General features: G+C 67.8%; 18 protein-coding genes. 8 read left to right on the forward strand and 10 right to left on the reverse strand.

The annotated features are described in order from the left end of the window. Positions 1–12 precede the first annotated feature (12 nt). From murL to ASD82_RS04640, 3 genes are all read left to right on the forward strand, one after another. On the forward strand, positions 13–1,359 hold the full coding sequence (murL, locus tag ASD82_RS04630) for a UDP-N-acetyl-alpha-D-muramoyl-L-alanyl-L-glutamate epimerase (protein ID WP_235580637.1): 1,347 nt from the start codon (positions 13–15) through the stop codon (positions 1,357–1,359). Then, positions 1,359–2,732 (forward strand): UDP-N-acetylmuramoyl-L-alanine--D-glutamate ligase, encoded by a 1,374-nt coding sequence (murD, locus tag ASD82_RS04635; protein WP_056716129.1) that lies wholly within the window; start codon positions 1,359–1,361, stop codon positions 2,730–2,732. The genes murL and murD overlap by 1 nt, the downstream gene beginning before the upstream one ends. A gap of 144 nt (positions 2,733–2,876) precedes the next feature. Then, the gene (locus ASD82_RS04640) at positions 2,877–3,815 is read left to right on the forward strand and encodes an alpha/beta hydrolase (RefSeq protein ID WP_056716130.1); all 939 of its coding nucleotides are present in this window, start codon (positions 2,877–2,879) and stop codon (positions 3,813–3,815) included. A gap of 47 nt (positions 3,816–3,862) precedes the next feature. Here ASD82_RS04640 and ASD82_RS04645 read toward each other — a convergent pair whose 3' ends face one another. Both ASD82_RS04645 and ASD82_RS04650 read right to left on the reverse strand, forming a co-directional pair. Further along, a complete protein-coding gene (locus ASD82_RS04645) occupies positions 3,863–4,291 on the reverse strand; it encodes a type II toxin-antitoxin system death-on-curing family toxin (protein WP_056716185.1) in 429 nt (142 codons plus the stop codon). Positions 4,292–4,301: 10 nt separating this feature from the next. Beyond that, on the reverse strand, positions 4,302–4,523 hold the full coding sequence (locus ASD82_RS04650) for an AbrB/MazE/SpoVT family DNA-binding domain-containing protein (RefSeq protein WP_056716134.1): 222 nt from the start codon (positions 4,521–4,523) through the stop codon (positions 4,302–4,304). Between the two features lie 125 nt (positions 4,524–4,648). On the opposite strand from ASD82_RS04650, the gene ASD82_RS04655 reads away from it, so the two are divergent. Then, on the forward strand, positions 4,649–5,095 hold the full coding sequence (locus tag ASD82_RS04655; RefSeq protein WP_056716138.1) for a DUF1801 domain-containing protein: 447 nt from the start codon (positions 4,649–4,651) through the stop codon (positions 5,093–5,095). A 33-nt stretch (positions 5,096–5,128) separates the two neighbouring features. Here ASD82_RS04655 and ASD82_RS04660 read toward each other — a convergent pair whose 3' ends face one another. From ASD82_RS04660 to ASD82_RS04675, 4 genes are all read right to left on the reverse strand, one after another. Continuing rightward, positions 5,129–8,170, reverse strand: coding sequence for a diguanylate cyclase (locus ASD82_RS04660; protein WP_056716141.1), 3,042 nt, complete (start codon positions 8,168–8,170; stop codon positions 5,129–5,131). A gap of 220 nt (positions 8,171–8,390) precedes the next feature. Further along, a complete protein-coding gene (locus ASD82_RS04665) occupies positions 8,391–10,442 on the reverse strand; it encodes a M13 family metallopeptidase (protein ID WP_056716142.1) in 2,052 nt (683 codons plus the stop codon). A gap of 121 nt (positions 10,443–10,563) precedes the next feature. Next, complete coding sequence (locus tag ASD82_RS04670; protein WP_056716148.1) at positions 10,564–11,055, reverse strand: DUF4019 domain-containing protein; 492 nt, start codon at positions 11,053–11,055, stop codon at positions 10,564–10,566. Positions 11,056–11,164: 109 nt separating this feature from the next. Next, positions 11,165–12,778: a DHA2 family efflux MFS transporter permease subunit gene (locus ASD82_RS04675; RefSeq protein WP_056716152.1), complete on the reverse strand. Its 1,614-nt coding sequence runs from the start codon at positions 12,776–12,778 to the stop codon at positions 11,165–11,167. 50 nt (positions 12,779–12,828) lie between these two features. On the opposite strand from ASD82_RS04675, the gene ASD82_RS04680 reads away from it, so the two are divergent. The 3 genes from ASD82_RS04680 (at position 12,829) to ASD82_RS04690 (ending at position 15,370) form a co-directional block, all read left to right on the forward strand. Continuing rightward, complete coding sequence (locus ASD82_RS04680; protein WP_056716155.1) at positions 12,829–13,425, forward strand: TetR/AcrR family transcriptional regulator; 597 nt, start codon at positions 12,829–12,831, stop codon at positions 13,423–13,425. Further along, complete coding sequence (locus tag ASD82_RS04685) at positions 13,422–14,567, forward strand: HlyD family secretion protein (RefSeq protein ID WP_056716158.1); 1,146 nt, start codon at positions 13,422–13,424, stop codon at positions 14,565–14,567. Before ASD82_RS04680 ends, ASD82_RS04685 begins: the two co-directional genes overlap by 4 nt. A gap of 95 nt (positions 14,568–14,662) precedes the next feature. Further along, complete coding sequence (locus ASD82_RS04690) at positions 14,663–15,370, forward strand: SDR family oxidoreductase (RefSeq protein WP_056716161.1); 708 nt, start codon at positions 14,663–14,665, stop codon at positions 15,368–15,370. On the opposite strand, the gene ASD82_RS04695 is transcribed toward ASD82_RS04690, so the two are convergent. From ASD82_RS04695 to ASD82_RS17865, 4 genes are all read right to left on the reverse strand, one after another. Continuing rightward, positions 15,371–19,120, reverse strand: coding sequence for a translocation/assembly module TamB domain-containing protein (locus tag ASD82_RS04695; protein ID WP_056716164.1), 3,750 nt, complete (start codon positions 19,118–19,120; stop codon positions 15,371–15,373). Between the two features lie 211 nt (positions 19,121–19,331). After that, a complete protein-coding gene (locus tag ASD82_RS04700) occupies positions 19,332–21,104 on the reverse strand; it encodes an autotransporter assembly complex family protein (protein ID WP_056716166.1) in 1,773 nt (590 codons plus the stop codon). Between the two features lie 126 nt (positions 21,105–21,230). Next, positions 21,231–23,831: a glycosyltransferase family 2 protein gene (locus tag ASD82_RS04705; RefSeq protein ID WP_056716168.1), complete on the reverse strand. Its 2,601-nt coding sequence runs from the start codon at positions 23,829–23,831 to the stop codon at positions 21,231–21,233. Between the two features lie 551 nt (positions 23,832–24,382). Beyond that, positions 24,383–24,673 carry a hypothetical protein gene (locus ASD82_RS17865; RefSeq protein ID WP_162253808.1) on the reverse strand — a complete coding sequence of 97 codons (291 nt, stop codon included), beginning with the start codon at positions 24,671–24,673 and terminating at the stop codon, positions 24,383–24,385. Between ASD82_RS17865 and ASD82_RS04710 the strand changes: the two genes are divergently transcribed. Next, positions 24,663–25,238 carry a DUF3267 domain-containing protein gene (locus ASD82_RS04710; RefSeq protein ID WP_056716173.1) on the forward strand — a complete coding sequence of 192 codons (576 nt, stop codon included), beginning with the start codon at positions 24,663–24,665 and terminating at the stop codon, positions 25,236–25,238. The two genes, ASD82_RS17865 and ASD82_RS04710, sit on opposite strands and share 11 nt — an antisense overlap. Positions 25,239–25,308 lie beyond the last annotated feature (70 nt).

Raw genomic sequence — 25,308 nt, forward strand, 5'->3', positions numbered from 1 at the left:
GTGCAACCAACCATGCAGCCCCGCCTGACCCAGGTGTTCCGGTTCACCCGTGCCAGCTACGCCGATGGCGTGGCCGAGCTGGGCTATGCGTTCGATGATGGTCAGGAACTGGTCGAGACGGTCCGCTTTCCGCAGGCGCCTGCGCTGCCGGCGGAGCGGCGCGCGGCGTTCGATGCAGCGCTGAAGCTGCTGCACCTGGTGGCCGGGGTCAGCTATTACAAGGCCGGCGTGCCGCCGAAGATCGAACTGGCCGATGGTCCGCTGGATGACGCCACCGCCGACCTGCTCGACGCGCTGTACCTGCACGGCCTGGCCGAGTTCGCCTATCGCAACGGGCTGGACCTGCGCGGGCGCATCGCGTTTCCGCGCCTTGGAGCAAACGGAGCGGCGGGCACGGTGACTGTGGCCGACGCACTGAACCTGCCTCGGCGCACCCTGGTGCCGATCGGCGGCGGCAAGGATTCGCTGGTCGCGGTGGAGGCGATCAAATCCATCGGCGGCGAGGCGACCGCCGTGTGGGTCGGCAATTCGGCATTGATCGCGGCCTGCGCCGAGCGCACCGGCCTGCCCACCCTGAACATCCAGCGCGAACTGGCGCCAGGGCTGTTCGAGATGAACCGGTTGGGCGCGTGGAACGGACATATCCCGGTGACTGCGGTGAACTCGGCGATCCTCGCCGTCGCCGCGATCCTGTACGGCTACGACTCCATCGCCTTCGCCAACGAACGTTCCGCTTCGGCCGCCACGCTGGAATACGACGGCCAGCAGGTGAACCACCAGTGGAGCAAGGGCTACGCCTTCGAGCAGCTGCTGGGCAGCTGGCTGCACACGCACGTGGCCAGCGATCTCGATTACTGCTCGCTGCTGCGGCCGTATTCGGAGCTCGCGATCACCCGCGCGTTCGCGAAACTGACGCCGTACTTCGACGCGTTCTCCAGCTGCAATCGCAACTTCAGGTTGCTTGGCCCCAAGCCCGTCGACCGCTGGTGCGGACAGTGCCCGAAGTGCCATTTCGTGTTCCTGGCGCTGGCGCCGTTCCTGCCCAAGCCGCGGCTGCTTTCCATCTTCGGCCGCAACCTGCTGGACGATGAAAACCAGGCCGCCGGGTTCGACGCGCTGCTGGAATACCAGGACCACAAGCCGTTCGAATGCGTGGGCGAGGGCGCCGAGGCGCGCGCCGCGATGTTCGCGCTGAGCCAGCGGCCGGAGTGGCAGGAAGATGCGCTGGTGATGCGCTTCCGCAGCGAGATCCTGCCGCAGCTGGATGGCTCGCAGCTGGCGCTGGAGCCGTGGCTGGAACCGTCGTCGGAGCACCGCGTGCCGGCACGCCTGCGGCCGGCGCTGAAGACGATCGGCTGATGCGTTTCGCCGATCTGCAAGGTCGCCGTGTGGCGGTATGGGGTTTCGGCCGCGAAGGCCGTGCCGCGATCCACGCCCTGCGCCTGCGTTGTCCGCAGTTGTCGCTGGTGCTGTTTTGCAGCGCCGGCGAAGTCGACGCGGCGCGCGCTTTCGATGGCGCGCTCGAGGTGGTTGCCGGTGAACCGGATGCCGCGGCACTCGCGCCGTTCGACGTGGTGGTGAAGTCGCCCGGCGTGTCGGCGTACAAGCCCGCGCTGCTCGCGGCGCAGGCGCAGGGCACGGCGGTCACCTCGGGCACGGCGCTGTGGTTCGGCGAGAATCCCGACGCCCGCGTGATCGCCGTCACCGGCACCAAGGGCAAGAGCACCACCAGCGCGATGATCGCGCACCTGGCGCGGAGCTTGAGCGCGCGCACCGCGCTGGCCGGCAATATCGGCCTGCCGCTGCTGGAACTGCTCGACCAGCGCGCGGAGCTGTGGGTGATCGAGTTGTCCAGCTTCCAGACCGGCGAAGCCGGGCCGGTGGAGCTGGGCGTGCTCACCAGCCTGTACGAGGAACACCTGGACTGGCACGGTTCGCGCGAGCGCTACGTGGCGGACAAATTGCGGCTGGCGGACGTGTCGCGCCAGCTGCTGGTGAATGCCTTGCAGCCGAACCTGCTGGCGCTCACCAGCACGTATCCGCAGCGCCTGCTGTTCGGCCAGGCCGACGGCTGGCATGTTGCAGGCGAGGTCATCTGCCGCGGTACGCAGCAGGTTTTCCCGGTGGCGCAGCTGGCCGCGCCCGGCCTCCACAACGCCTTGAACGCCTGCGCCGCGCTGGCCGCGCTGGAGGCGATCGGCCTGGACGCGCTGGCCGCCGCGCCGTCACTGGCAAGCTTCCGACCGCTGCCGCATCGCCTGCAGCCGCTGGGCGAACACGATGGCTGGCACTGGGTCAACGACTCGATCAGCACCACGCCGCTGGCCACCCTGGCTGCGCTGGAAAGTCTGCACGACCGCACGGTGACCGTGTTGGTCGGTGGGCACGACCGCGGCCTGGACTGGACGCCGTTCGTCGAGGCGATGCGCAGCGCGCCGGCGCACGCGATCGTCTGCATGGGCAGCAACGGCGCGCGCATCGCCGAAGCCTTGCGCGCGGCAGGCGTCGCCTGCCCGCTGACCCTGGTCGACAACCTGGCCGCGGCGGTCGCCGAGGCGAGGGCCTGCACTCCCGCCGCGGGCGTGATTCTGCTTTCGCCGGGTGCGCCCAGCTTCGATCAGTTCAAGGATTATGCGGAGCGTGGGCGGCGGTTCAGCGCGTTGGCCGGTTTCGATTCGGCCGGAATCGCCAGCATCGACGGGCTGGGTATCGAGGGAATGCAGGGCGGCTGAATCCCTGCGCGGATTGTGTCGCGACGCGTCCCGGGAAAGTCATGAAACCTGCCGCCGCCGGGCCGATAGCTCACGCAGGATAAGCACGCTGCGCTCCCGTCCCGTTGATGCCGCCTGGCCATGCGCCAGCAAGGAAGAATCGCCATGAAAACTTTCATCGCCGCGCTTGGGTTGCTGGCGCTTTGCGCCAGCGTGCAGGCGAAGACACCGGTGTGGCAGCCTGCTGCCGGACACACGGAGGTTCCGATATGGCCGGGCGCGGCGCCGGACCTGCAGCCGGTGCCCGGGCCGGAGACGGCGAAGGTCAGCGAGAAGCTGCTGGCGGGCAAGCCGGCGACGGCGGTCACCAATGTCACGCAGCCCACCATGACGGTGTATGCGCCTACGGGGAAGAACACGGGCGCGGCGGTGATCGTGATTCCCGGCGGCGGCTTCCAGATCCTCGCCATCGACTTGGAGGGCACCGAGACCTGCGACTGGCTGACTTCGCGAGGCATCACCTGCGTGCTGCTGAAGTATCGCGTGCCGAGCCTGCCTTACGACTGGAAGTGCGATTGCCGTCCGCACAATTTCGCCTTGTCGGTGTCCTCGTTGCAGGACGTGCAGCGGACGATGCGGCTGGTGCGTTCGCAAGCCTCCGCACTGCACGTCGATCCGCACAGGATCGGCGTGCTGGGCTACTCGGCTGGCGGTTTCCTGGTGGCGGAAATCAGCACGAACTTCGATCGCCACCTGTATGCGCCGGTGGATGCGGCCGACCGGGAAAGCGCGCGACCGGATTTCGCCATGCCGATCTATCCCGGGCATCTGACCCGGGGTGACGGCAAGTTGAACCCGAATATTCCGGTTTCAGCCACGACGCCGCCGACGTTCCTGCTGCAGGCGGAAGACGATTACGTGGATGGGGTGGATCAGGCGCTGGTCTACTACACCGCGCTGGCGCAGGCGAAGGTGCCGGCGGAAATGCACCTGTATGCGCATGGTGGCCATGCCTTCGGCTTGCGTCCTACCGCGAACCCGATCACCGGCTGGTCGAAACTGGCCGAGGCGTGGCTGCACACGATCGGCATGGTGCAGGACTGAGCATGGGGGGACGCAGATGCCCGGCCCGAGTATGGGTGCAGGCGGATTCAGCGCGCGTAGCGTGCCGGCGCCTCGTTGAGGCTTGAACCGGTGTCGAGCCTGATGTGCTGGCGCAACCATGCGGCGAACTCGGCTTCAGGCAGGCTGCCTTCGGCGAGGGCGAGATACTGCGGATACAGCTCAAGGTCATCGGCAGCGAGGACGCCTCCGTTGAGCATGATGAAGGTTTCGCAAGCCACGGCCGCCGTGCGCTTGTTGCCGTCGACGAAGGGGTGATTGCGCGCCAGGCCGAAGGCAAGGCTGGCGGCCAGGTCGGCAAGATCGGGCGGTGGATCGCCGTAGGCGTGCGCTTGTTGCGGGCGGGCCAGCGCCGAGTCCAGCAGGTGGTCGTCGCGTACGCCGATGCCGCCGCCATGTTCGGCCAACTGGCGTTCGTGAATCGCGATGGCGAGCGGTCGTTCGATCCAGATGATCATGTTCATCCGCCTATTGCGCCAGCTTGTGCAGCAAGGTGCGCCGCTTGCGCATCACTTCCTCGGCCACTTCCATCTGCCTGGCCAGGTTCGGATCGTAGGTGGTGAGGCGGATGCCGTCGGGGGTTTCCAGGGCGAACAGCTCGTCGCCTTTTTCCAGGCGCAGACGGGCCAGCAGTTCGCGCGGCAGGATGACGCCGGCGGAGTTGCCGATGGTGGTGATCTTGAGCTTCATGGTGGGCTCCACTGACTGTTATAACGCATGTTATACCTCCTGGGGTGGCTCATGCAATGCGGGTCCGAAGGCCGGTTATGCTCCGCTTTCCCTGGCCGCCAGGCCGTCAGCAGACAGGAGCCGGCATGACAGCGAAAGCCGCGGCAGATGACGCTTCCGCCAAGATCACCAAGCGGATCGAGGCGCTGGATGACTGGCGCGGCGAGATGCTCGCGCAGGTGCGCCAGCTGATCCGCGAGGCCGATCCGGAGATCACCGAAGAGTGGAAGTGGGCCAAGCCCACCTCGGGCGGAACGCCGGTGTGGTCGCACGCGGGCATCGTCTGTACCGGCGAGTCATACAAGGACAAGGTGAAGCTCACCTTCGCCCGCGGCGCATCGGTCAGCGATCCGAAGAAGCTCTTCAATGCCAGCCTCGAGGGCGGCACCCGGCGGGCCATCGACCTGCACGAGAACGCCAGCATTCCCGCCGCCGCCTTCAGGCAGCTGATACGGGCCGCGGTGGCGCTCAACGTGGCCGCGCAGGCGGAGCGTGCGACAAAGCGGAAGCAGGATCCGCGCCGAGGCAGGTGATGCCTGACGGGCTCGCTCCGGCGAGGTTTGCGATCAGGCCCCCGGCGAGGCGTCGCGCACGCAATTGCGGCCTGCGCGCTTGGCTTCGTATTGCGCCTCATCGGCCTTGCGCAGCAGGATTTCCACGTCGGCCTCCGATTCCAGGCGCCGACAGGCCACGCCGACGCTGATGGTGATCTGGCGCGTGGTCCTGGCTGCGTCGTGCGCCGCGTGCCGCGCCACCTCGGTACGGATTTTCTCGGCCAATTCGTGTGCGGCCGGCAATTCCGTGTCTGGCAACAGACAGGCGAACTCCTCGCCGCCGTAGCGGGCCAGCACGGCATCCGCCGGCAGGCATCGGCCGATGGTTTCGGCCACGCTGCGCAGCGCCTGGTCGCCGACCAGATGCCCGAAGCTGTCGTTGAAGTGCTTGAAGTGGTCCACGTCGATGAAGATCATCGATGCCACCGCGCCGCGCCGCTGGTCATGGATGGCCTGCAGGGATTCCATCAGCCAGCGACGGTTGAACACGCCGGTCAGCGCATCGCGGCGGGACAGCTCCAGCAGTTGCCGGTTGGCGTCGTTCAAGGCCGTGGTGCGGGCATCGATGCGGCGCTCCAGCGCATGCTGCCGTCGGCGCAACGCCAGTGTGCGCCAGGCCCACAAGGCGCAGATCGCGATGATGCCCGCGCCAGCGAACAGCAGCCGAGCCCACAAGTGCTGCCACCAGTACGGCTCGACGGTGAGCGGCAACAGCAAAGGCTGGCTGAGGTTGCCGGCATGATCCCGGCCCTCGACATGCAGGACATAGTCGCCGGCCGGCAGCGCGCCGATCTCGCGGAAGTTGTCGGCAGTCCACGCCCCCGGCGCCTTGCTGAAGCCTTCGATCCAGGTGCGGAAGCGTGATTCGTCCTCGTGCTGCCAGGTCAGCAGGGCGAAATCCACGTGCAGCTCGTGGTGACCTGGTGGGATGGTGTAGCGGTCGCCGCTCATGGCCTGGTCGTCCAGCTTCACCTGGATCAGCTTGAGCGGCTTGGCGTCGTGGTCCGGCTTCTGCTCGTCCGGGTCGTGCACCATCAATCCGCCCAGCGTGCCGGTCCAGAAGCGCCCATGCGTGTCGATGAATTGGGCGTTGGGATTGCATTCGTTGTTGACCATGCCATCGCGGACGGTGAACACCTGCGAACGGTAGCGACCCGCCTCCGGGCTGAGCACCTGCACGCCCGAATCGGTGCAGACATAGATGCGGCCGCCGGCATCGGCCAGCGCGCCATCGGTGGTCAGGTCGGGCGATGGCGGCAGGTCGGCGGGCAGGGTGCGCGGCTTCAGTGGATCGCTGATGTCGACACGGATCACCCCGTGACGGGTGCTGCCCAGCCACAGGATCGGGCGCCCGCGGGCATCGGGAATCAGCTGCACGCCGAGCAGGTCGGTGCCGGGCAGGCCGATGTCGCGGCCCAGCAACGTCCATTGCTTTCCGTCGAATCGGGCCAGCCCCTGGTTGCTGGTGGCCCACAACCAGGCGTGGCCGTAGGCGGTGGTCTGCGCCAGCAGCTTCACCACCGACCAGGTACCGACGACACCGTCCGGACGGAAAGACGTCCAGACGCCGTCGCGCAGCCGATGCACGCCGGAGGCGTCGGTGGCGAACCATTGTTCGACCGCGCCGTCGATGCGGCGGCTGAGCATGTCGTTCAGGCGTTGCCCGGGCTGGCGTGGCCAGGGCGTGGCCACCGGTTCGAAGGTGGCGTCGTCGCGCACGCGCAGCAGGCGACCCGCGCCCGTGCCCAGCCAGACGGAAGCATGGCCTTCCGTGTCGTCGGCCCGCGCGATCATGTTCACGTCGGCATCGGCAAGTTGCCCGCCGGCCTTGTTGAAGTAGCGCCAGTGACCCCGCTCGTACAGGCCCAGGCCATCACCGTCCGAGCCGGCCCACAGGCGTTCGTTGCCTTGCGGGTCGTGGTCCACCAGCACGGCCAGTACGCCGGTCTGGTGGGCGCCCAGCAGCGAAACGGTCTTCCATTTGCCCTCGTCCACGGTGGCGCGCGCCACGCCGTCCTCGGTGGCGGCCCACAGCACGTCGGTGCCGTTGGGACTGCGCCAGGTGCTGACGCCACGCAGGGCATTCGACGGCAGGCCGTGGCGGCGGTCGAACACCTGCACCTTGTCGTGATAGATGCGGATCAGGCCATTGCGCGAGGACGCCCACAGCGCGTGCTCGCCATGGGCGACAGGCGTCTCGACCATGTTGTAGAGCACGTCGGTCGGCAGCTCGCCGGAATCCACGCTCCAGTGGCGCACGCCATGTTCGTCCAGTCGCCACAGGCCCGAGTTGTAGACGGAGACCCACAATGCGTCCTGCCCCTCGTGGCGGGTGGCCAGCAGGTAGGCCAGGCCGTTGCCGGCCCGGAAATCGGCCGCGCTGAAGCGTTGCCAGGGTCCTTCGTCCTCGCGATACCACAGGCCGCTGCTGCCCGAGCCGGCCCATAGCCGAGGGTGTCCGAAAAGGTCGCGGGTCTGCGCCAGCACCAGGAAGCCCGCGTGGGGCAGCTGGGCATTGCCCGGATCGGCCCGCCAGCGGCCGTGATCGCGATAGAACAGGCCGTCACTCGGGCTCACCGCCCATAGCCGCTTGCCGCCCGGGTGATCCGTTTCGACCAGCCGCCGCACGTGGCTGGTGGTCAGGCCGTCGGCGGCGCCCTCGACGTGCCAGTGCCTGCCGTCGTACCGGGCCAGGCCGAACGCGCTGCCGCAGGCCCACAGCGTGCCCGCGTCGTCGACGAACAACTGACTGATGTAACCGTGCAGGGCGGGGTCATCCAGTGGATGCCAGCGGTTGCCGTCGTACCAGGCCAGGCCATGCGGGGTGCCGACCCAGACCATGCCTTGCCGATCGGTCGCCAGGGTCACCGCGACGGGATCGGGCAGGCCGTCGCGCGTGGTGAAGGTCGTGAACGACGGTGCGCCGAGATCGAACAGGTCGAGTGGCTGGGTGGGCGCGGCCGTCGGGGCCGTTGCGGCCAGCGGCGCCGCCGGCGCGAACGCCACCGCCGCCGCCATGGCCAGGCGTACGAGCCACCCCGATCGAATCTCCATCAATTTCTTTCCAGACCTGCCCGCGACAAGAAAGCCGCCCCTCGGCGGCTCTTTCGCACAATAACATTGATGATTTGCCGGGCAGGGCAGATGCCCTGCGCGCATGTGGTCCGGTGCGAAGGCAGGCACATGCCTGGCCGCGCGCAACGCCGATGTTCCGTTCCGGAAAGCGGGCTGCACCGGCGTGCAGCCCGCGCGAGGGACAGGCCGGAAGCGCTGCTTACCAGATCTTGACCCGATCCTTCGGCGCCAGGTACAGCTTCTCGCCCGGCTTCACCTCGAAGGCGGGGTACCACGGGTCGAGGTTGCGCACGGTTTCGGCACGGAAGTCGCCGGGCGCGTGCACGTCGGTGGCCAGGCGCTGGCGCTGGGCCGCGTCGCGGATCTTGCCGCGCCAGGCCTGGCCGAAGGCGAGGAAGAAGCGCTGGTCGCCGGTGAGGCCGTCGATCACCGGTGCCGGCTTGCCACCGAGCGACTTCTGGTAGGCGAGGTAGGCAATGGTCAGGCCGGAAACGTCGGCGATGTTTTCCCCCAGGGTCTGCTCGCCATCGACGTGCAGGCCGGGCAGCGGCTCGTACTGGTTGAACTGCTCGACCAGCTGCTGGCCGGCCGCCTTGAAGTGGGCCAGGTCTTCCGGCGTCCACCAGTTGGCCAGTTTGCCCTGGGCGTCGAATTCGGCGCCGAGGTTGTCGAAGCTGTGGCTGATCTCATGGCCGATGATCGAGCCGATCGCGCCGTAATTTGCGGCAGCATCGGCCTTCGGGTCGAAGAACGGCGGCTGCAGGATCGCGGCGGGGAAGTTCAGCGCGTTCTGCAGCGGCAGGTTCACCGCGTTGACCGTCTGCGGGGTCATCCACCATTCGGCCTTGTCGACACTCTGGCCGAGCTTGGCGCGCTGGTGCTCGTACTCGAACTTCTCCGCGCGAAGCTGGTTGCCCAGCGCATCATCGGCGCGGATCTCGAGCGTGCCGTAGTCCCGCCAGGTTTCCGGGTAGCCCACGCCCACCCGCAAGGTGGCGAGTTTCGCCTGGGCTTTCGCCCGCGTGGCGGGTGTCATCCAGCTCAGCGTGTCGATGCGGTCATGGAACGCGGCGATCAGGTTCTTCACCAGCTGTTCGATTTCCGCCTTCGACGAGGCCGGGAAGTAGTGCTTCACGTACAACTGGCCCACGGCATCGCCCAGCTCGTTGCTGGTGGCGCCGACGGCGCGCTTCCAGCGCGGCTGCTGCACCGGCGTGCCCTGCAGGGTACGCACGAAGAAGTCGAAGTTGAGGTCGGCATACGCCTTGGGCAGCAGCCCGGCGGCGTGGTTGATGGTGTGGAAGCTCAGCAGGTCCTTCCACGCCTGCAGCGGCTCGCTGGCGGTGAGCGCGGACAGGCCGGTGATCGCGCCGGACTGCCAGGCGTCGATCTGCGACTGGTTCTCGAGGCCGGCGGCCTTGAAGTAGGCGTTCCAGTCCAGCCCCGGCGCCTTGCTGGCGAAGTCGTCCCTGCGCCACAGGTTGTTGGCCTTGTGCACGTTCTCGCTGTCGAGCAGGCTGGCCTGTGCCTTGGCGATCTTCGTTTCCAGCGCGACGATGGCTTTTGCCCGGGCCTGCGCATCGGTGAAGCCGGCCTGCTGCAGCAGGGCGCCGACATAGCTCAGGTACTTGCCGCGGGCGGCGACCATGTGCGGATCATCGGACAGGTAATAGTCGCGGCTGGGCAGGGCGGTGCCGCCCTGCAACAGGTAGGCGACGTTGTGCGACGGATCCTCCAGCCCCTGGGTGACGAACAGGCCGAACAGGTTCTGCGTGTGGTAGTGGGTGGCGTTGAGCGGGTCGACGTCGGCGCGCAGGCGGCTGCCCAGCACGCGGGCCAGGTCCGCACGCGAGGCGATCGCGTCGACCTCGGCCAGCTCGGGCTTGATCGCGGACAAGCCGTGCTTCTCGATCGTCGCGGTGTCCATCCAGGCGGCGTAGTAGTCGGCGATCCTGCGCGCATCGCTGCCGGCGGCGGGGTGGCTGGCGCCCGCGTTGCGGATCAGTTCGGCGGTGTCCTTCTCGGATTGCTCGAACACCTTGAGGAAGCTGCCGGTGCTGGAGCGGTCGGCGGGAATCTTCGCGGTCTTCAGCCAGTCGCCATTGGCGTAACGGAAGAAGTCGTCACCCGGCTTCACGCCGTGGTCGATACCCTTCAGGTCGATCCCGATCGGGCGGGCGGGCGGCGCGGCTGCCCACGCCGGTGCGCTGCACAGGATCGCGGCACCGAGTATCCATCGCATGTGTTGCATGATCACGCCTCCACCGGGGAAAGTCCCACGATAGTGCGCCATCGACACGTTGTGTGCATGACCTGTGGGCTATGGCCCGGCGGGCCGGCGCGGCGCCACGCCGGCCCGTTGGCGGGTGGCGTCAGCGCAGGGTGTAGCCGGCCACGCGCCAGACCTTGTCGCTGTCCAGGTGGAACGAGATCAGTTCGCGCACCGGCCGCGGCGCCTTGGCGAAGTGGGTGGCGTAGCTGACGTTGACGTACACGCCGGCCGGCACCTTGCCGCCCTTCGAGGCGGTGCGGGTGATCGCCTGCAGCCTGCGTTCGCCCGCTGCGCCGAGCTTGCTGCGATCGGAACTCACGCCGCTCACGAAATCGCTCTTGCTGGTGGACTGCTTCGCCACGCTGGAGGACTGGTCCCAGATATCGCCAAGCTGGTTCTGGTCGACCATCTGCGCGATGCGCAACGCGGCCTGTGCCATCTGCACGTTCTGCTTCTCCAGCAGGGCCTTCTGCTGTGGCGTCAGCGTGCTGGCCGCCTGGGTTTTGGCCGGGGTTGCCGGCGCCGGCGACTGTGCGAACGCGCCGGCCGCGGCGCCGAGCAGCAAGGCGGTCAGCAGGGTCTTCTTGAGCATGCGATGGGTCTCCATGAGGCGGCAGGTCGGTGCCGCACAGCTTGCACTGTCCGGACGCGCGCGTCGACGCCCTGTCGGCCGGAAATCGGGGGCGGGCGGGGCGTCTCCCTCAATGCGCTTCCACGACAGCACCCTGGGCGGCATGCGGCGGGGTGCGGCAGAACGGCACCAGCAGCAGCGCGGCGACGAACATCCACGCCATCAGCCGGAACACGTCGTCGAAGGCGAGCGTCAACGCCGTGCGCGACACCAGTCGGCCCAGCTCGCCCTGCGCCATCAGCAGGGCGTGGGAGGAATCGGCGGTGAGCTGGCCGATCCGCCCGGCCAGTTGCGCGACTACCTCGCCGGCATGGCGGCCGCTTTCGCCCAGGCTCTCGCCGAAGCGCGCGACGTGGATGCGGCTCTGGTCCTGCAGCCAGGTGTTGACCACCGCGATGCCGATCGCGCCGCCGAGGTTGCGCATCAGGTTGAACAGGCCCGAGGCGTAGCGCAGCTCGGCCGCGGCAAAACCGTTCAAGGCCATGTTCACGCTGGGCACGATGCACAGCATGATCGCGAAGCCGCGCAGCACCTGCGGCCAGAACAGCGCGGCGAAGCCCCATTCGGGCGTCATCGCGGAAAACATCCACAGGCTGGCGGCGAACAGCAGCAGGCCGGCGCTGATCGTCCAGCGCGCGTCGATGCGCTGCGACAGCCGCGCCGCCACCACCGTGCTGAGGATCTGCGCCAGGCCGGTGACGAATACCGTGGTGCCGATCTGCAGGCTGTTGTAGCCGCGCACGCGGCCCAGGAACACCGGCACCAGATAGGTCGCCGCGTACAGCCCGAAACCGATCACCAGGCTGAGCACGCAGGCCAGCACGAAGGTGGACTGGCGGAACGGCGACAGCCGCACGATCGGCCCGGACGAACGCAGCGAGCGCTCGAGGAACAGCGCGAACCCCACCAGCGAAAACCATGCCGCAGTGGCGATCGCCGGGTCGCCCAGCCACTCGTGGCGCGGGCCTTCCTCCAGCACGTATTCGAGCCCGCCAAGGAACACCGCCATCGCAACCAGGTGCACGTAGTCGATCTGCTTCAGCATCGCCAGGTTCGGCCGGTCCACCCTCACCAGCAGCATCGACAGCACGGCGACGGCCACGCCCGGCACGATGTTGACGTAGAAGATCGAGCGCCAGCCGACCACCTCGGTGAGCCATCCGCCCACGGTCGGCCCCAGCGTCGGCGCCAGCACCGAGACCATGCCGAGGATCGCCGGGATCAGCGCGCGCTGCTTCCCGGTGAACAGCGCAAAACCGGTGGCGAACACGGTCGGCACCATCGCGCCGCCGACGAAGCCCTGGATCACCCGGAACACGGTCATCGACTGGATGTCCCAGGCCATTCCGCACAGCGCGCTGGCGAGCGTGAACAGCGCGGCCGACAGCGCGAACAGCCAGCGCGTCGACAACGCCTGCGCCAGGAAGGCGGAGAACGGGATCATCACCAGTTCCGCCATCAGGTAGCCGGTCTGCACCCAGCTGATCTCGTCCGGTCCGGCCGAGAGTCCGGCCTGGATCTCGTTGAGCGAGGCGGCCACGATCTGGATGTCGATCAGCGCCATGAACATGCCGAACGCCATCACGCCGAAGATCAGGAATTTGCGCGGCAGCGGCAGGTCGGCGGGGGCGACCGGGGTGGCTTGGGAGGTGGTGGCGAGGGCGTTCACGGGCAGCTCTTGCATCGGTGGGAAATCGTAGTATGATGATCATCATATTAAAAAGCGAGGCCGTCATGCGCTACGACACCGAACACAAGCAGAAGACCCGCGAGCTGGTGCTGCAGGCCGCGGCGCGCGCGATCCGCAGCGACGGCCCGGATCGCGTCGGCGTGGCCGGCGTGATGGCCGAGGCCGGACTGACCCACGGCGGCTTCTACGCCCATTTCAAGTCCAAGGACGAGCTGGTCGCCGCGGCGATCGGACAGATGTTCGAGCAGGCACGTGCGCGGCTGGAACACGAAACCGCCGATCGCGACCCGGCCGAAGGGCTGGCGGCCTACGTCGACTTCTACCTGTCGAAGAAGCATCGCGACGCGCGCGGCTTCGGCTGCCCGATGGCCGCGCTGGCCTCGGACGTGCCGCGGCTGTCCGGACCGGCGCGCGAGCAGTTCGCGCTCGGCGTGCAGCACTCCACCGCGGGACTGGCCGGCAAGCTGGCGCTGCTGGGTCATGCCGAACCCGAAGCCGGGGCGCGTTCGATGATCGCCGAGCTGATCGGCGCACTGTCGCTGGCGCGCATCGAGCCAGATGCGAAACGCTCCGACGCGATCCTCGCCGCCTCGCGTGCGCAGCTCAAGCAGCGCTTCGGCATGAAGGCGTCGCAGCGATGAGCGCCGACGGTACTTCGGGCACACCCGCGACCGCCGCCGCGGCGCGCCCGCGCACACCATGGTCGCGCAAGCCGCTGCTGGTCGGGGCCGTGGCCCTGGTGGTCGCGCTCGCCGGCGCCTGGTGGATCGCCGCGCCCAAGCGCAGCGTCTCCACCGACAACGCCTACCTGCAGGCCGACAGCTCGGTGGTCGCGCCCAAGGTGCGCGGGCTGGTTGCCGCGGTGCTGGTGCAACACGACCAGCGCGTGCATCGCGGCGATCCGCTGCTGCGCATCGACGCGGAGGAATTCGACGCTCGCGTGGCATCGGCCACGGCGAACCTGCAGAGCGCGCGGGCCTCGGTCGCTGCGGCGAAGGCCGCACTGATCGCGCTCGACGCGCAGGAACGCCTCGCGGGCTCGAACATGCGTGCGGCGCAGACTTCCATCCGCTCGTCCGATGCGCAGCAGAAGCAGGCCGAGGCCGACCGTCAACGCTACGACGCGCTGATCGCCAGTGGTGCGGTGTCGCGCAGCGCGGCCGAACAGTTCCGCACGGCGGCGATCACCGCCCAGGCCAATGCGGAACACAGCCGCGCCCAGTTTGCCGTCAGCCGCGATGCGGCGTCGGTGACGCATGCGAGCCGGCTCGCCCTGCAGGCCGGGCTTGCCCAGGCCGAGGCCGGCGTCGCCACCGCGAAGGCCGCGCTCGAGCTGGCCCGGCAGGATCAGGCCAACACCTTGATCCGCGCACCGATCGACGGCGTGGTCGGCGACCGCCAGGTCGAACCGGGCGATTACGTGCAGCCGGGCTCGCGCCTGCTCACCGTGGTGCCGCTGGACGCGTTGTACGTGATCGCGAACTTCAAGGAAACCCAGACCGCGCGCATGATGGTCGGCCAGGACGCCAGCGTGGAGGTCGATGCGCTGCCCGGTCAGACCCTGCACGGCCACGTCGAGAGTTTCGCGCCGGGCTCCGGTTCGCAGTTCTCGTTGCTGCCGTTCGAGCCGGGCACCGGCAACTTCACCAAGATCGTGCAGCGGGTGCCGGTACGCATCCGCTTCGATCCGGGCCAGGCCGCGCTGGCGCGGCTGCGGCCGGGCCTGTCCAGCACCGTCAGCGTGAAGCTGGGCGGATCGCCCTCCATGCAGGCGGCGCGCTGAACAGGCGCAACACCGTCATCACCCGCAAGAAACGGATAGGCCGCGCGGGTCGCGGCCAGCAAAGTCCCACTCCCACTTCTCCGAGGTTCCGACTCATGAAAATCCAGAACAGTGTCGCTTTCGTCACGGGCGCCAATCGCGGGCTCGGGCTCGCCTACGCGCAGGCCTTGCTGGCCGCCGGCGCGCGCAAGGTCTACGCCGGCGCGCGCGATCCCTCGACCGTGCCATCGTTGGACGGCCTGGTGCCGGTGCGACTCGACGTCAACAACGCCGCCGACATCGCCGCGGCCGCCGCGCAGTGTGGCGACGTCGACCTGGTGATCAACAACGCCGGCGTCATCGGCGGCGACAGCCTCCTCGGCGACAACGGCGTGGACGCGCTGCGCGCCGTGATGGAAACCAACCTCTACGGCGTGCTTGCGGTGAGCCGCGCGTTCGCGCCGGTGCTGGGCCGCAACGGCGGTGGCGCGCTGGTCAACATGCTGTCCGCCCTGAGCTGGGCCAGCCTGCCGGGCACCGGCGACTACTCCGTCTCCAAGGCCGCCGCGTGGGCGCTCACCAACGGCTTGCGCAACGAGTTGCGCGGGCAGGGCACCCAGGTCGTCGCGGTGCATGCGGGCTACATCGACACCGACATGGTGAAGACCGTCGAGGCGCCGAAGTCGAAGCCCGCCGACGTCGCGCAGGCGGTGCTGGCCAGCGTCGAGGCCGGTGCCTCGGAAGTGCTGGCGGATGACACCGCGCGCTACGTCAAGGCCGGCTTCGGCGCGACTCCGTCGCTGTATCTCGGCAGCGCCGGCTGATCATCTCTCGATGCGGTAGTTGAGGCTGGCGCGGCTGAATTCGGTGGCCTGCTGGGCCTCGAAGTTCCAGCGCCGGCTGAGCCGGTAACGCAGGGTGATCACTTCGCCGGGTTCGAACAGGCCCACGCCGTAGCTGAGATACAGCCGCGGCGACAGGTACTTGCCCACGGTGAACGCGGAGCTGCCGCCGAGCGCCTCGTTGCTGGACACGCCGATGTCGTCGACGCCCAGCTTCGAGCCGATGCTCTTGGCCAGCAGGTCGCCGGCGGCCGAGCCCAGCGCCTGGGCGGCGGCGCCGACCATGTCGCCTTCGCCGCCCTTGACCTGCGACAGCGGCTTGCCGGTGACCAGGTAGGACAGCGCGTCGGACTGCTCCATCACCGGGTTGGAGAACACGGTGAGGACCGGCCGCTGCGCGGTGCCGGAGACCAGCAGGCCGACTTCCTGGCCTTCGTCGATGGTGGCGTTCGGATTGAGCTTGCGCACCGCACGGATGTTCAGGCCCGGGTTGTCGATCGGCGTGCTGGCGAACAGCAGCTGGCCGTGCTGGATGGCGAGATCCTGGCCGTAGGCGCGATAGGTGCCGTTCACCGCGATCTGGCCCTGGCCGGTGGTGGCCCGGCCGGGGCGATCGATCACGGTGAGCACGCCGGTCACGGTGCCGTTCAGCCCCATGCCCACCACGTGGGTCCTGCGGCCGAGGTCGACCTTGACCACCGCGCTGAGCGGCAGTTTGCTGGCGGCCTCCTGCTGTTGCTTCTCGTCGACCACGACCACGTCGGGCGATGCCTGGGTCGCGCCGGCGCCGGGCAATTTCTCCGCATTGATGTCGGCGCTGTCGATGGCCAGCGAACCACCGAGCTCGATGCCGCTGGCGTCCTGCTTCAGGGTGAGGTCGGGCGAAATCACGGCTTTGGCCGCGGGGATGTCGACCGCGGTGAACTGGCTGCCCTTGAGGCTCAACGAGGTTTGCGCCCCTTCGCCAAGTCCGGCGCTGCCGTTGATCGCCACGCTGCCCTTGCCCGACTTCACGCTGCCCCGGATCAGGAACTGGCGGGCGTCGCTGGTGCTGACCACGAGCTGGCCATCGCTCAGCTTGAGTCCCGCCGACGGCAACTCCGCGGCAAGATCCGCCACGCTGGCCTGGCCAATGACGGCCGGCTGCTTCAGCGTGCCGCCGAAGCGGAAGTTCCCGCTGGCGCCGCCCTTGACCCCGGCCACCTCGCTGCTGAACAACTCGATGAAGGCGAGGTTGTTCAGACGCAGGTCGAGCTGGCCACCCAGCACCTGCTGCGTGCCACTGATGGTGAGCTGGCCGTCCAGACGGCCACCGTCATCGAGTCCCGCGTGTGCCTCGATCCGTTGTCCGCCCGGCGCGAGCTCCGCGTCCAGCCGCAATTGGCTGTAATGCAGCAGCGGCTCGTCGGTGCGGTCGGTGTAGCTGATGGTGCCCTGCGCGGAATGGATCGACGCGTTGCCGCTGAGCGCGCCCGCCGCGCTGCGCCGCAGCTTGCCACTGCCCTCCAGGACGCCATCGGCGCGCATCGGCAGGTCGGCATTGCCGGTGGCATTCAGCAGCAGGGCCAGCGGCAGCGCTTGCAGCCGGTAGCTGGCGTCGAGGTTGCCAGGCTTGTCCTGCTTCGCGGTCAGGCACAGCTGCGGATCGCCCGCGCTGAGGCACAGTTCGGACAGGCTCATCGCACCGTCGTTGTAGGCCAGCTGCGACGGCTGCAGCAGCCGCCATGGCGGCATGCCCTGCGGTTCCAGGTCCAGCGTGGACAAGGTGCCCTTCCATTGCGGGCCTTTCAGCGAACCGCGCAGGTCGAGCCGGCCCGACAGCTGGCTGCCGCGGGCGTCCAGTTGCAGGCGATGATCGGGCTGGCTGCCCTCGGCCAGCAGGTGCACCTGCTGGAACAGCAGGCCCTGCAGGTAGACGTTGCGGGTCTGCAGGTCGATCTTGCCCGCGGGATGGCTGATGTCCGGCACGCCCACGATCAGCTGCAAGCTGTCGGCCTTCTGTTGCTGCCATGACAAGGCCTGCCCGTGCAGCTGGCCGTTGATGCTCAAGCCTGGTGGCCTGCCGGCAATGGAGAAATGGCCGTCCAGACGTCCGCCGGCATCCGGCAGCCAGTCGCCCAGCGAGGCGACTGCCAGATCCAGCGCGACGTCGTTGCTGTTGCCGGGCTTGCCGACCAGGTGGATGTTGCTGCGGCCCGAGGCCAGCTCCAGCTGGCCGTCCACCACCTCGTCCGGGGACAGGTGCAGCTGGCCGCTGCCGTTGACGCTGCGCTCGCGCAGCCTGCCGCCCAGTTGGCGGATCTCCAGCGTGGCGTCCGGGCCGTTCGGCGGCAGGCTGCCGTGGCTGGCGATGTCGAAATCCAGCGCGCCGTTCCAGCCGGCAAACAGTTGGCCCGGGTCGAGCTGGTCGGCGCTGGCTTCGGCCTGCCATGCCAGCACCGGCTGCAGGGTGAGCATGCCGCTCGCCTGCAGGCCGCCCCGGGCCTGCTTCAACGCCAGCGTGTGCAGGTTGATCCGTTGTGGTGTGCCGTCGAGGTCGAGCGTGAGCGCCGCCAGCTTGCCGGGCGGGCCGACGCGCACGTCGCCGCTGGCGCGGTAGCTGTCGAGGCTGCCGCTGGCCTTGAGTTCGCCCTGGCTGGCCAGCTCCTGGCCGACCAGGTCGGCGGGCAGTTGCAGCTCGCTCCAGCGGATGTCCAGCTCGGCGCTGAGCGGCTTGGCGGCCAGCTGCACGTTGCCGCTGGCTTCCAGCTTGCCCTTGATCTGCGGCGAGCCCAGCGTGAGCTGCTGCAGGGTGAGCACCTGGAAATCGCGGCTGAGCGACGCCCGCAGCGGCTGCAGCAGGAGCTGGTAGTCGTTGAGCTCCAGCCGGCCATCGAGCGTGCCGCTGTAGCGATCGCCATGGCCTTGCAGCGCGAGCGCCACGGTCTTCAGCGAGCTTTCGCCCAGCACGGGTTTCGGATCGAAGCGCGGCGCGTCGAGCTTGCCCGTCCAGGCGTAGTCGCCACCCTGGGTCAGCGCCAGTTGCAACCGCAGCGGCGTGGGCGCGGTGAGCCTGAAATCCAGCGTGGCCTGTTTGCCGTCGCTGTGCACGTCGAGGCTGCCGGCGTATTCGGTGGTGCCGACCTTCCAGGCGAAGGCCGCCTTGCCGTTGCCGTGGTAGGGCGTTCCCAGCACCAGCAGGCCATCCAGGTCGACGTGCCCATCGGGCGCCTGCAGCGCCAGCTGACGCACCTCGATGCCCTGGTTGCTCCAGCGGCCAGCAAGATCGAGCCGGTCCGAGGCGAACACCGGCTTGCCGGCCTGGCTCACCTTGACGCTGCCCACGTGCGCGCGATCGAAGATGATCTCCAGCGGCGGCTGCAGCGAAAAGCTGCCGCTGCTCTTGGCCTTGTCGGCGGCAGGCGCGGGCAGGCTCACCTCGACGCCATCGGCGTCCAGCGCCAGCACGTGGACGCGCTTGGCCAGCAGCGGCCACAGGCGCAGATCCAGATGCGCCTTCGCCAGCGAAACCACGGTGCCCTTGCCGTCGTCATAACGCACGCCGGCGAGATCGAGCGGGCCGATCAGCCGACCCGTGGCCTGGCGCACCTGCAGCGCGCCGTCGGTGGCGCCTTGTGCCCGCGCCAGCGCGAAGCGCAGGCCCGCGCCGGTGCCGAGCAGCCACCACAGCGCTGCCGCCGCGACCAGCATCAGCGCGGCGAAGGCGATGGCGATGCGCTTGAACCACTTCATGAATACGATGCCTTCCGTTTCCTTCGGTTATTGCGTTTTTTACTTCTTGCGATGCCACCTTCTACCCAAAGTTGCAAAAGGGCAGTCCTGCCCTTTTGCAACTCGCCGGGTCCGTTGCACGAACCCGGCTCCGCCGCATCGACCACGGCGTGGTCGATGCGCGTGCGATCCATCCCTGGATCGCCTGTGAGCGGCCGCCTGTGCCAGCCACTCACAAATCCGGTCCGATCACCAGATGCAGCTGGATGCCGTGGGCGCGGTCGTCGTGGATCGGCGTGCCCAGATCGACGCGGATCATGCCCACCGGCGAGCGCCAGCGCAGGCCCAGGCCGGCGCCGATCTTCGGGCGGTAGTCGGTGCCGCGGAACGCGTTGCCGGCGTCGACGAAGGCGGCCATGCCCCAGTTGCGGGTGAAGTAATGCTCGACCTCGGTGCTGGCGACCAGCAGGCTGGTGCCGCCGATGACGCGGTCGTCGCTGTTGCGCGGGCCGATCGACTGGTAGCCGTAACCGCGCACCGAACGGTCGCCGCCGGCGAAGAAGCGCAACTGCGGCGGCAGCGCGGAAAAGTCGTCGGTGTGGGTGATGCCGAAGCTGCCCCGCAGGATCAGCCGGTTGCGCGATTTCGCGCCGAACGCGCGGATCCACTTCGCGTCGGCGGTGAACTGGCTGAAGCTGGCGTCGGACAGCAGGTCGCCGGCGGTGCTGCGCACGGCCATGCCGAGCAGCCAGCCGCGTCGCACGAAATCGGGGTTGTCGGCCTGCTTGCGGGTCAGCGAGGCCTCGCCGAATACCAGGGTGCTGCGGCCGTGCTCGATGCCGGGCGTGTTGTCCGGCTCGCTGCCGCGCTTGCCCACGGTGAAGGTGCCGGCCAGCGCATGCACGCCCAGGGTGCGGGTCCAGCCATGCCACTGGCGGGTCTCGTTGCCGACCAGCTCCAGCGTGCGCGACTGCGAGGTGGCGGTGTTGGCGTCGCGGAAGTTGGCGCCAACGTTGTAGCTGCGCTGGTTGTCGCCGGGCATCGGGATCGAGTACAGCGTGGACAGCGTCTTCAGCTTCTGCGCCAGCACCAGCTCGTTCTTCCACTTGTGGCCGCGCCGGTTGACCCAGCGCCGCTCGAGGCCGCCGCGCACGCCGAAGCCGGTGTCGGTGCCGATGAACGGGCCGCCGGTGTAGATCGAGCGCTTCGCCGGCGCCAGCTGCACGGTGACGTCGACCACGCCGTCCTTCGCCTCGTCGATGTCCGGCAGCACGTTGACCACCGCGAAGTAGTCAGCGCCGTTCAGCGCCTGCTGCAAGGCCAGCAACTGGTCCTGGGCGAAGTAGTCGCCGGACTTGAACGGTACGTAGCGGTCGAGGAAACCGTCGTTGAACTGCGAACCCTCGAAGTGCACCCGGCCGTAGCGGAAGCGCGGTCCCGCATCCCATGCCAGCTTGATCGCCGCGCTGTGGTTGGCGCGGGTTACCTCGACGCGATGGGTGACCAGGCGCGCGTCGAGGAAGCCGTTGGCGGTGAGCTGCGCGCTCAGCGCGTCGCGCGCGCGTTCGTAGGCGCCGTGGTCGAGGGTCTGGCCCTTGAGCCGTTCGATCGCGCGCCGGGCCCGGCGCAGCGGGGCGAGCTTCGACGCGGATTCGTCCAGTTGCAGCTCGACGTCGGTGACCTTCACCGGTTCGCCCGGCTTCACGTGCAGGATCACGTGCCAGTCCTGGCCGACCTGCTGCAGCTCGTCGGTGACGGTGGCATCGTAATAGCCGTAGGGTTGCAACGCCGCCCTGACCTGGTCGGGGGCGCGTTCGACCAGGCGCCGGACCTGGGCGTCGCTCACCTCGCGTTTCGCGTATTGCGACAGCTCGACACCGGAAATCGCCGCGGCCTTCAGCGGGTCCGCCACGCCATCCACCGTCAACTGCACGCCGGCGTGGGCTGCGGTAGCCCACAGCAGCAGCGGCAGCAGCGGGCTCAGGCGTCGTGGGGATCGGCGCATGCGTGGGGTTCCGTCCTCGATGGCGTGTTCGCGGGGTGCGGGCAGCTTACCGAAGTTGGTGTTCGCTTCGTATGAATGGCCCGATCAGCGCGACATCAGGACAAGCGCGTCGCGCCTGATGGCGCATCAACCGGCCTTGTCGCCGGCCTTGTGCGCGATCCACGCGCCGGTCACCGCCGACACGTACGGAATGGATTGCGCGGCGAGGATGAACATCCACAAGGTGCCTTCGATGTAGCGCGTGCCGTAGCCCAGCGCCATGCCGATCACGCACAGCGCCAGCGCGATCGCCATCAGCAGCTCCTCGCGCACCGGGGCGAACGCGGCGAAGTTGCTGCCGCCCAGGCGCCGGCTCTTGGCGGTCACCACGAACGAGGTCTTCTCGCGGGTGAGGCCGTGCAGGATGCCGCGGGCGATCGCGTGGGACAGGCCCATGCTGGCCAGCGAAGCCATCAGTGTGTCGTACCAGCTGCACGGGACGCGGGCGCGATACAGCACGATGCCGAAGATCGCCTTGGCGAAGAAGAAGCCGATCACCGGGATCAGGAACAGCTGCATCGGCAGGCTGAAGTATTGCGGATACGCAATCATGCCCGCGGTCCAGAACAGCGCCATCAGGGTGAAGATCAGGTGCAGCGCGTCGGCGAACCAGCTGAACCAGCCGGTGAGGAAGTGGAAGCGCTGGCCAGCCGACAGCGGCCCTCGCTGCGTCATCCAGTCCCAGCGCCCCTTGAGGATCTGCATCGCGCCGAATGCCCAGCGGTAGCGCTGGCTCTTGTACGCCTTGAAGTCGGCCGGGGTCAGGCCCTTGCCCATCAGCTCGTCGACGTAGACCAGCTCGTAGCCCGCGTGCATCAGGCGCAGGCCGAGTTCCGCGTCCTCGCAGATGGTCCACTCCGACCATCCGCCGGTGCCTTCCAGCGCGGTGCGCCGGACCATCGTCATGGTGCCGTGCTGGATGATCGCGTTGCGCTCGTTGCGATGGTGCATGCCGATGCGGAAGAAGCCGTCGTATTCCCATGCGGTCATCCGCCGGAACGCGTTGTGTTCGAACTCGCGATGCGCCTGCGGGCACTGCACCACGGCCACCTTGGGGTCGTGGAAATAGCCGGTGAGGGTGGCCAGCCAGTCGGCGCGCACCTCGTAATCGGCGTCGATCACCGCCACCACGTCGGCGGCCGGATCGGTTTCCTTCAGGCCGAAATTCAGTGCGCCGGCCTTGTAGCCGGGCCATGGCTCCAGGTGGAAGAAGCGGAAACGCTTGCCGAGTTTCTCGCAGTAATCCTTCACCGGCTGCCATACCGCCGGGTCCTTGGTGTTGTTATCGATCACCAGCACTTCGAAGTTGGCGTAATCCAGCGCGGCCAGCGAGTCGAGCGTGATGATCACCATCTCCGGCGGCTCGTTGTAGCAGGCCAGGTGGATCGACACGAACGGCTGCTTTTCCGGCGGATCGGGCGTGAGCATGCCGGCGTGGCGCATCCACTGCGGTCGCCACAACACTTCGGTGAACTCGAAGCCATTGATCAGCAGGATCGCGAGGATCGCGATCTGCGCGGGGAACAGCAGGGTGAGCATGGTCCAGTCGACCCAGCTCAGGTAGAAGTTGAACGGCAGCGTGGCCGACCAGGTCAGCAGGCCGCAGGCCAGCTGGATCAGCGCGCAGAAGAACAGCTTGCCCATCAGCCGGAAGCGGCTGAAGCGGCGGGCGAACAGGATCATCGGCAGCAGCGCCAGCAGGCTGGCGGCCAGTGCCTTCCACGGCCAACCGGTGTCCTCGGTGACCGGGCCGGTCAGCGGGAATTTCATCTGGCGGTCGGCGTTGAACATGCCCCAGTACGCGCCGGTGCGGCCTTCGCCCAGGTTTTCCTTCCACGGCTGGTCGAACGCTTCGAGCAGGTAGTAGTCGATGTGCTGTTGCTTGGCGACGTTCATCCAGTCACGGATGAAGATCGCCTCGTTGGACACCGACGGATCGGCGTACTCGTGCCGGTCACCGTTCGACGGCCAGCCGATTTCGCCGACCACCACGGGCTTGTCCGGAAAGTGCTGGCGGACCTGGTCGTAGGCACCCAGCGCGGCCGGCACCGAATCCTTGCGCGCGATGCCGTTCCAGAACGGGAACAGATGGATGGTGATGAAATCGACGTGCTGGGCCAGCTCGGGATACTTCAGCCAGATGTAGTCCGGCTCGGCGATCGACACCGGCTGGTGCACGGCCGCGCGCACCCGGTCCAGGTAGGCCATCATCTGTTCCGGCGTGAGGTCGTTGCGGAACAGCACCTCGTTGCCCACGATGACGCGAGTGATCGTGTCCGGATAGGCGCGCGCCTTGGCGATCAGCAGCTCGATCTCGCGTTCGTTGTTGTCCAGCCGCTTGTCGATCTCGGCGCCGGCCATCACCTTCAGGCCTTCGGCCTGCGCCAGCCGGTACAGCTGCGGGTTCTGCTGCATGGTGTACGTGCGCACCCGGTCGCTGTACTTGTGCAGCAGCTTCAGGTCGGCGGCGATGTCGTCTCTGCTGGGATAGTCCTGCTTGAACGGGCTCTGGTAGCGCTGGAACACCGACAGCGAGAAACCGCCGATCCTGCCGTGCCAGTCATCCGGACCGTGCGGCAGGTTGCCGTACCACCACAGCCCGATGTTCATCGCCGCCACGACCAGCGCGAGCAGGATCGCAGTGAGCAGCGGATATCGGCTGTTGTGGTTTGCTGCGGTGATGCTCAAGAGATCCCCAGGGAGGCTTCGCCGGACTGGCGACCGAGCCGCAGAAGCTTAGCGAATTTGAGACCAACGGCCAATGAATCCCGGGGCGGGGAGAACTTCGTCCGCAAGCGACGGCCTTCGCGAGGCCGGGCGCGGCCGTCTCCGCGGGAGCTTGTCGGCCGGTGGTTGCGGCGATCGGGTCGAGATTGTGACCGGCACGGGCCCGGGCGATCGGCATCCTGCAGGTGGCCCGTCTTGATGCCGATCACAGTTCATGCGGGTGTGCCGGTGGCTCTTGAAGGCCTGAGGCAGACCCGGTGACGCGGCGGCGCCTGTCTGCAAGTCGTTGTTGCGGGGAAAGGTTGTGGCGGCGGGCCGGCATGCGCTGCAGCGGTCGGCGGGCAGGAACCGCTTCGTCAATAAGAAACTGTCTTATGGCGCCGAAGGGACATGATCCGAACAATGCGCGGCTCTCGTGCCGGGTGCAGCCTGTTCGGCTCATCGTGGCTCGCTGGTCAGGGACGGGCGAGGTGTTGCTGCGCCCTTCCATCGAACAGGCCAGAGCGAGCCGGTCAAACCAGGAATGTCTCGGCAGCCTGATCTGCTGATGGAGTGCCCTCGCCCGATCGTGTAGGTAGTCGAGCCGCCTTGCGGCAAGGCGCATCACATTTCGGCGGAATGGGCTGCTGGCCGGCATCCGCCAGGCAATCTTCCTGAAGGCAGCAAGCATGCAGAAAATGCTGAAAATGCGCATGAATGAAGTCGGGCAGGCCAACAGTGTTCTTGTCGACGCTGCCGCCACATTCACCCAATTCATGTCGCGGTTTCCATGAATCCTTGCGGGCCGAAAGCATGAAGTTCAAATATGGTTTTCCGCCTCAGGTTGGCTGCGATCTGTCCGATGCGAATCGGCTGATAGAAAATTATGGGCGACTGCACGTCGTGGCCACACTGCTCGGACTGCTCCTGGTTGGGCCATGCCTGTACCTCGCCTGGTCGCTGCTGTGGCCGCACAGCTGGGCTCTTGGCGTCTTTGACCAACCTCCCGGCATCTTCATCGGGACTCTGGTCGGCATAGTCATCGTGCATGAGTTCATTCACCTGCTGGCATTGCCCGGTTCCGGTCGTGGCGACCGCTCATGCATGGGATTTGATCCGAAAACGCATCTTCCCTATGTGGCCTATCTGGGCGAATTGAGCCGGCCAAAAGCGGTGATGGTGGCATTCATGCCGATGCTGGTGCTGACGCTGCTGCCATTTTCCCTGGCCTGGATGGTGCCCGCCCCATACCTGCCCATGCTTTCGTCGTTGTCCATATTGAATGGAACCGCCGCGAGCGGCGACGTGTGCATCATCTTTCTGCTGCTCTGCAAAGTACCGCGCCGCGCGGTCGTTCTGGGAGAGTTCTATGGGTTTCGCCACGGCTGATGCCGCACCGGTTCGCTACTCGGCGGTGGGTCAGTGTCGAGCGACCTGGAGGGAGTCTGCTGACTTCGCA

This window comes from Rhodanobacter sp. Root179 (assembly GCF_001428465.1).
GTDB lineage: Bacteria > Pseudomonadota > Gammaproteobacteria > Xanthomonadales > Rhodanobacteraceae > Rhodanobacter.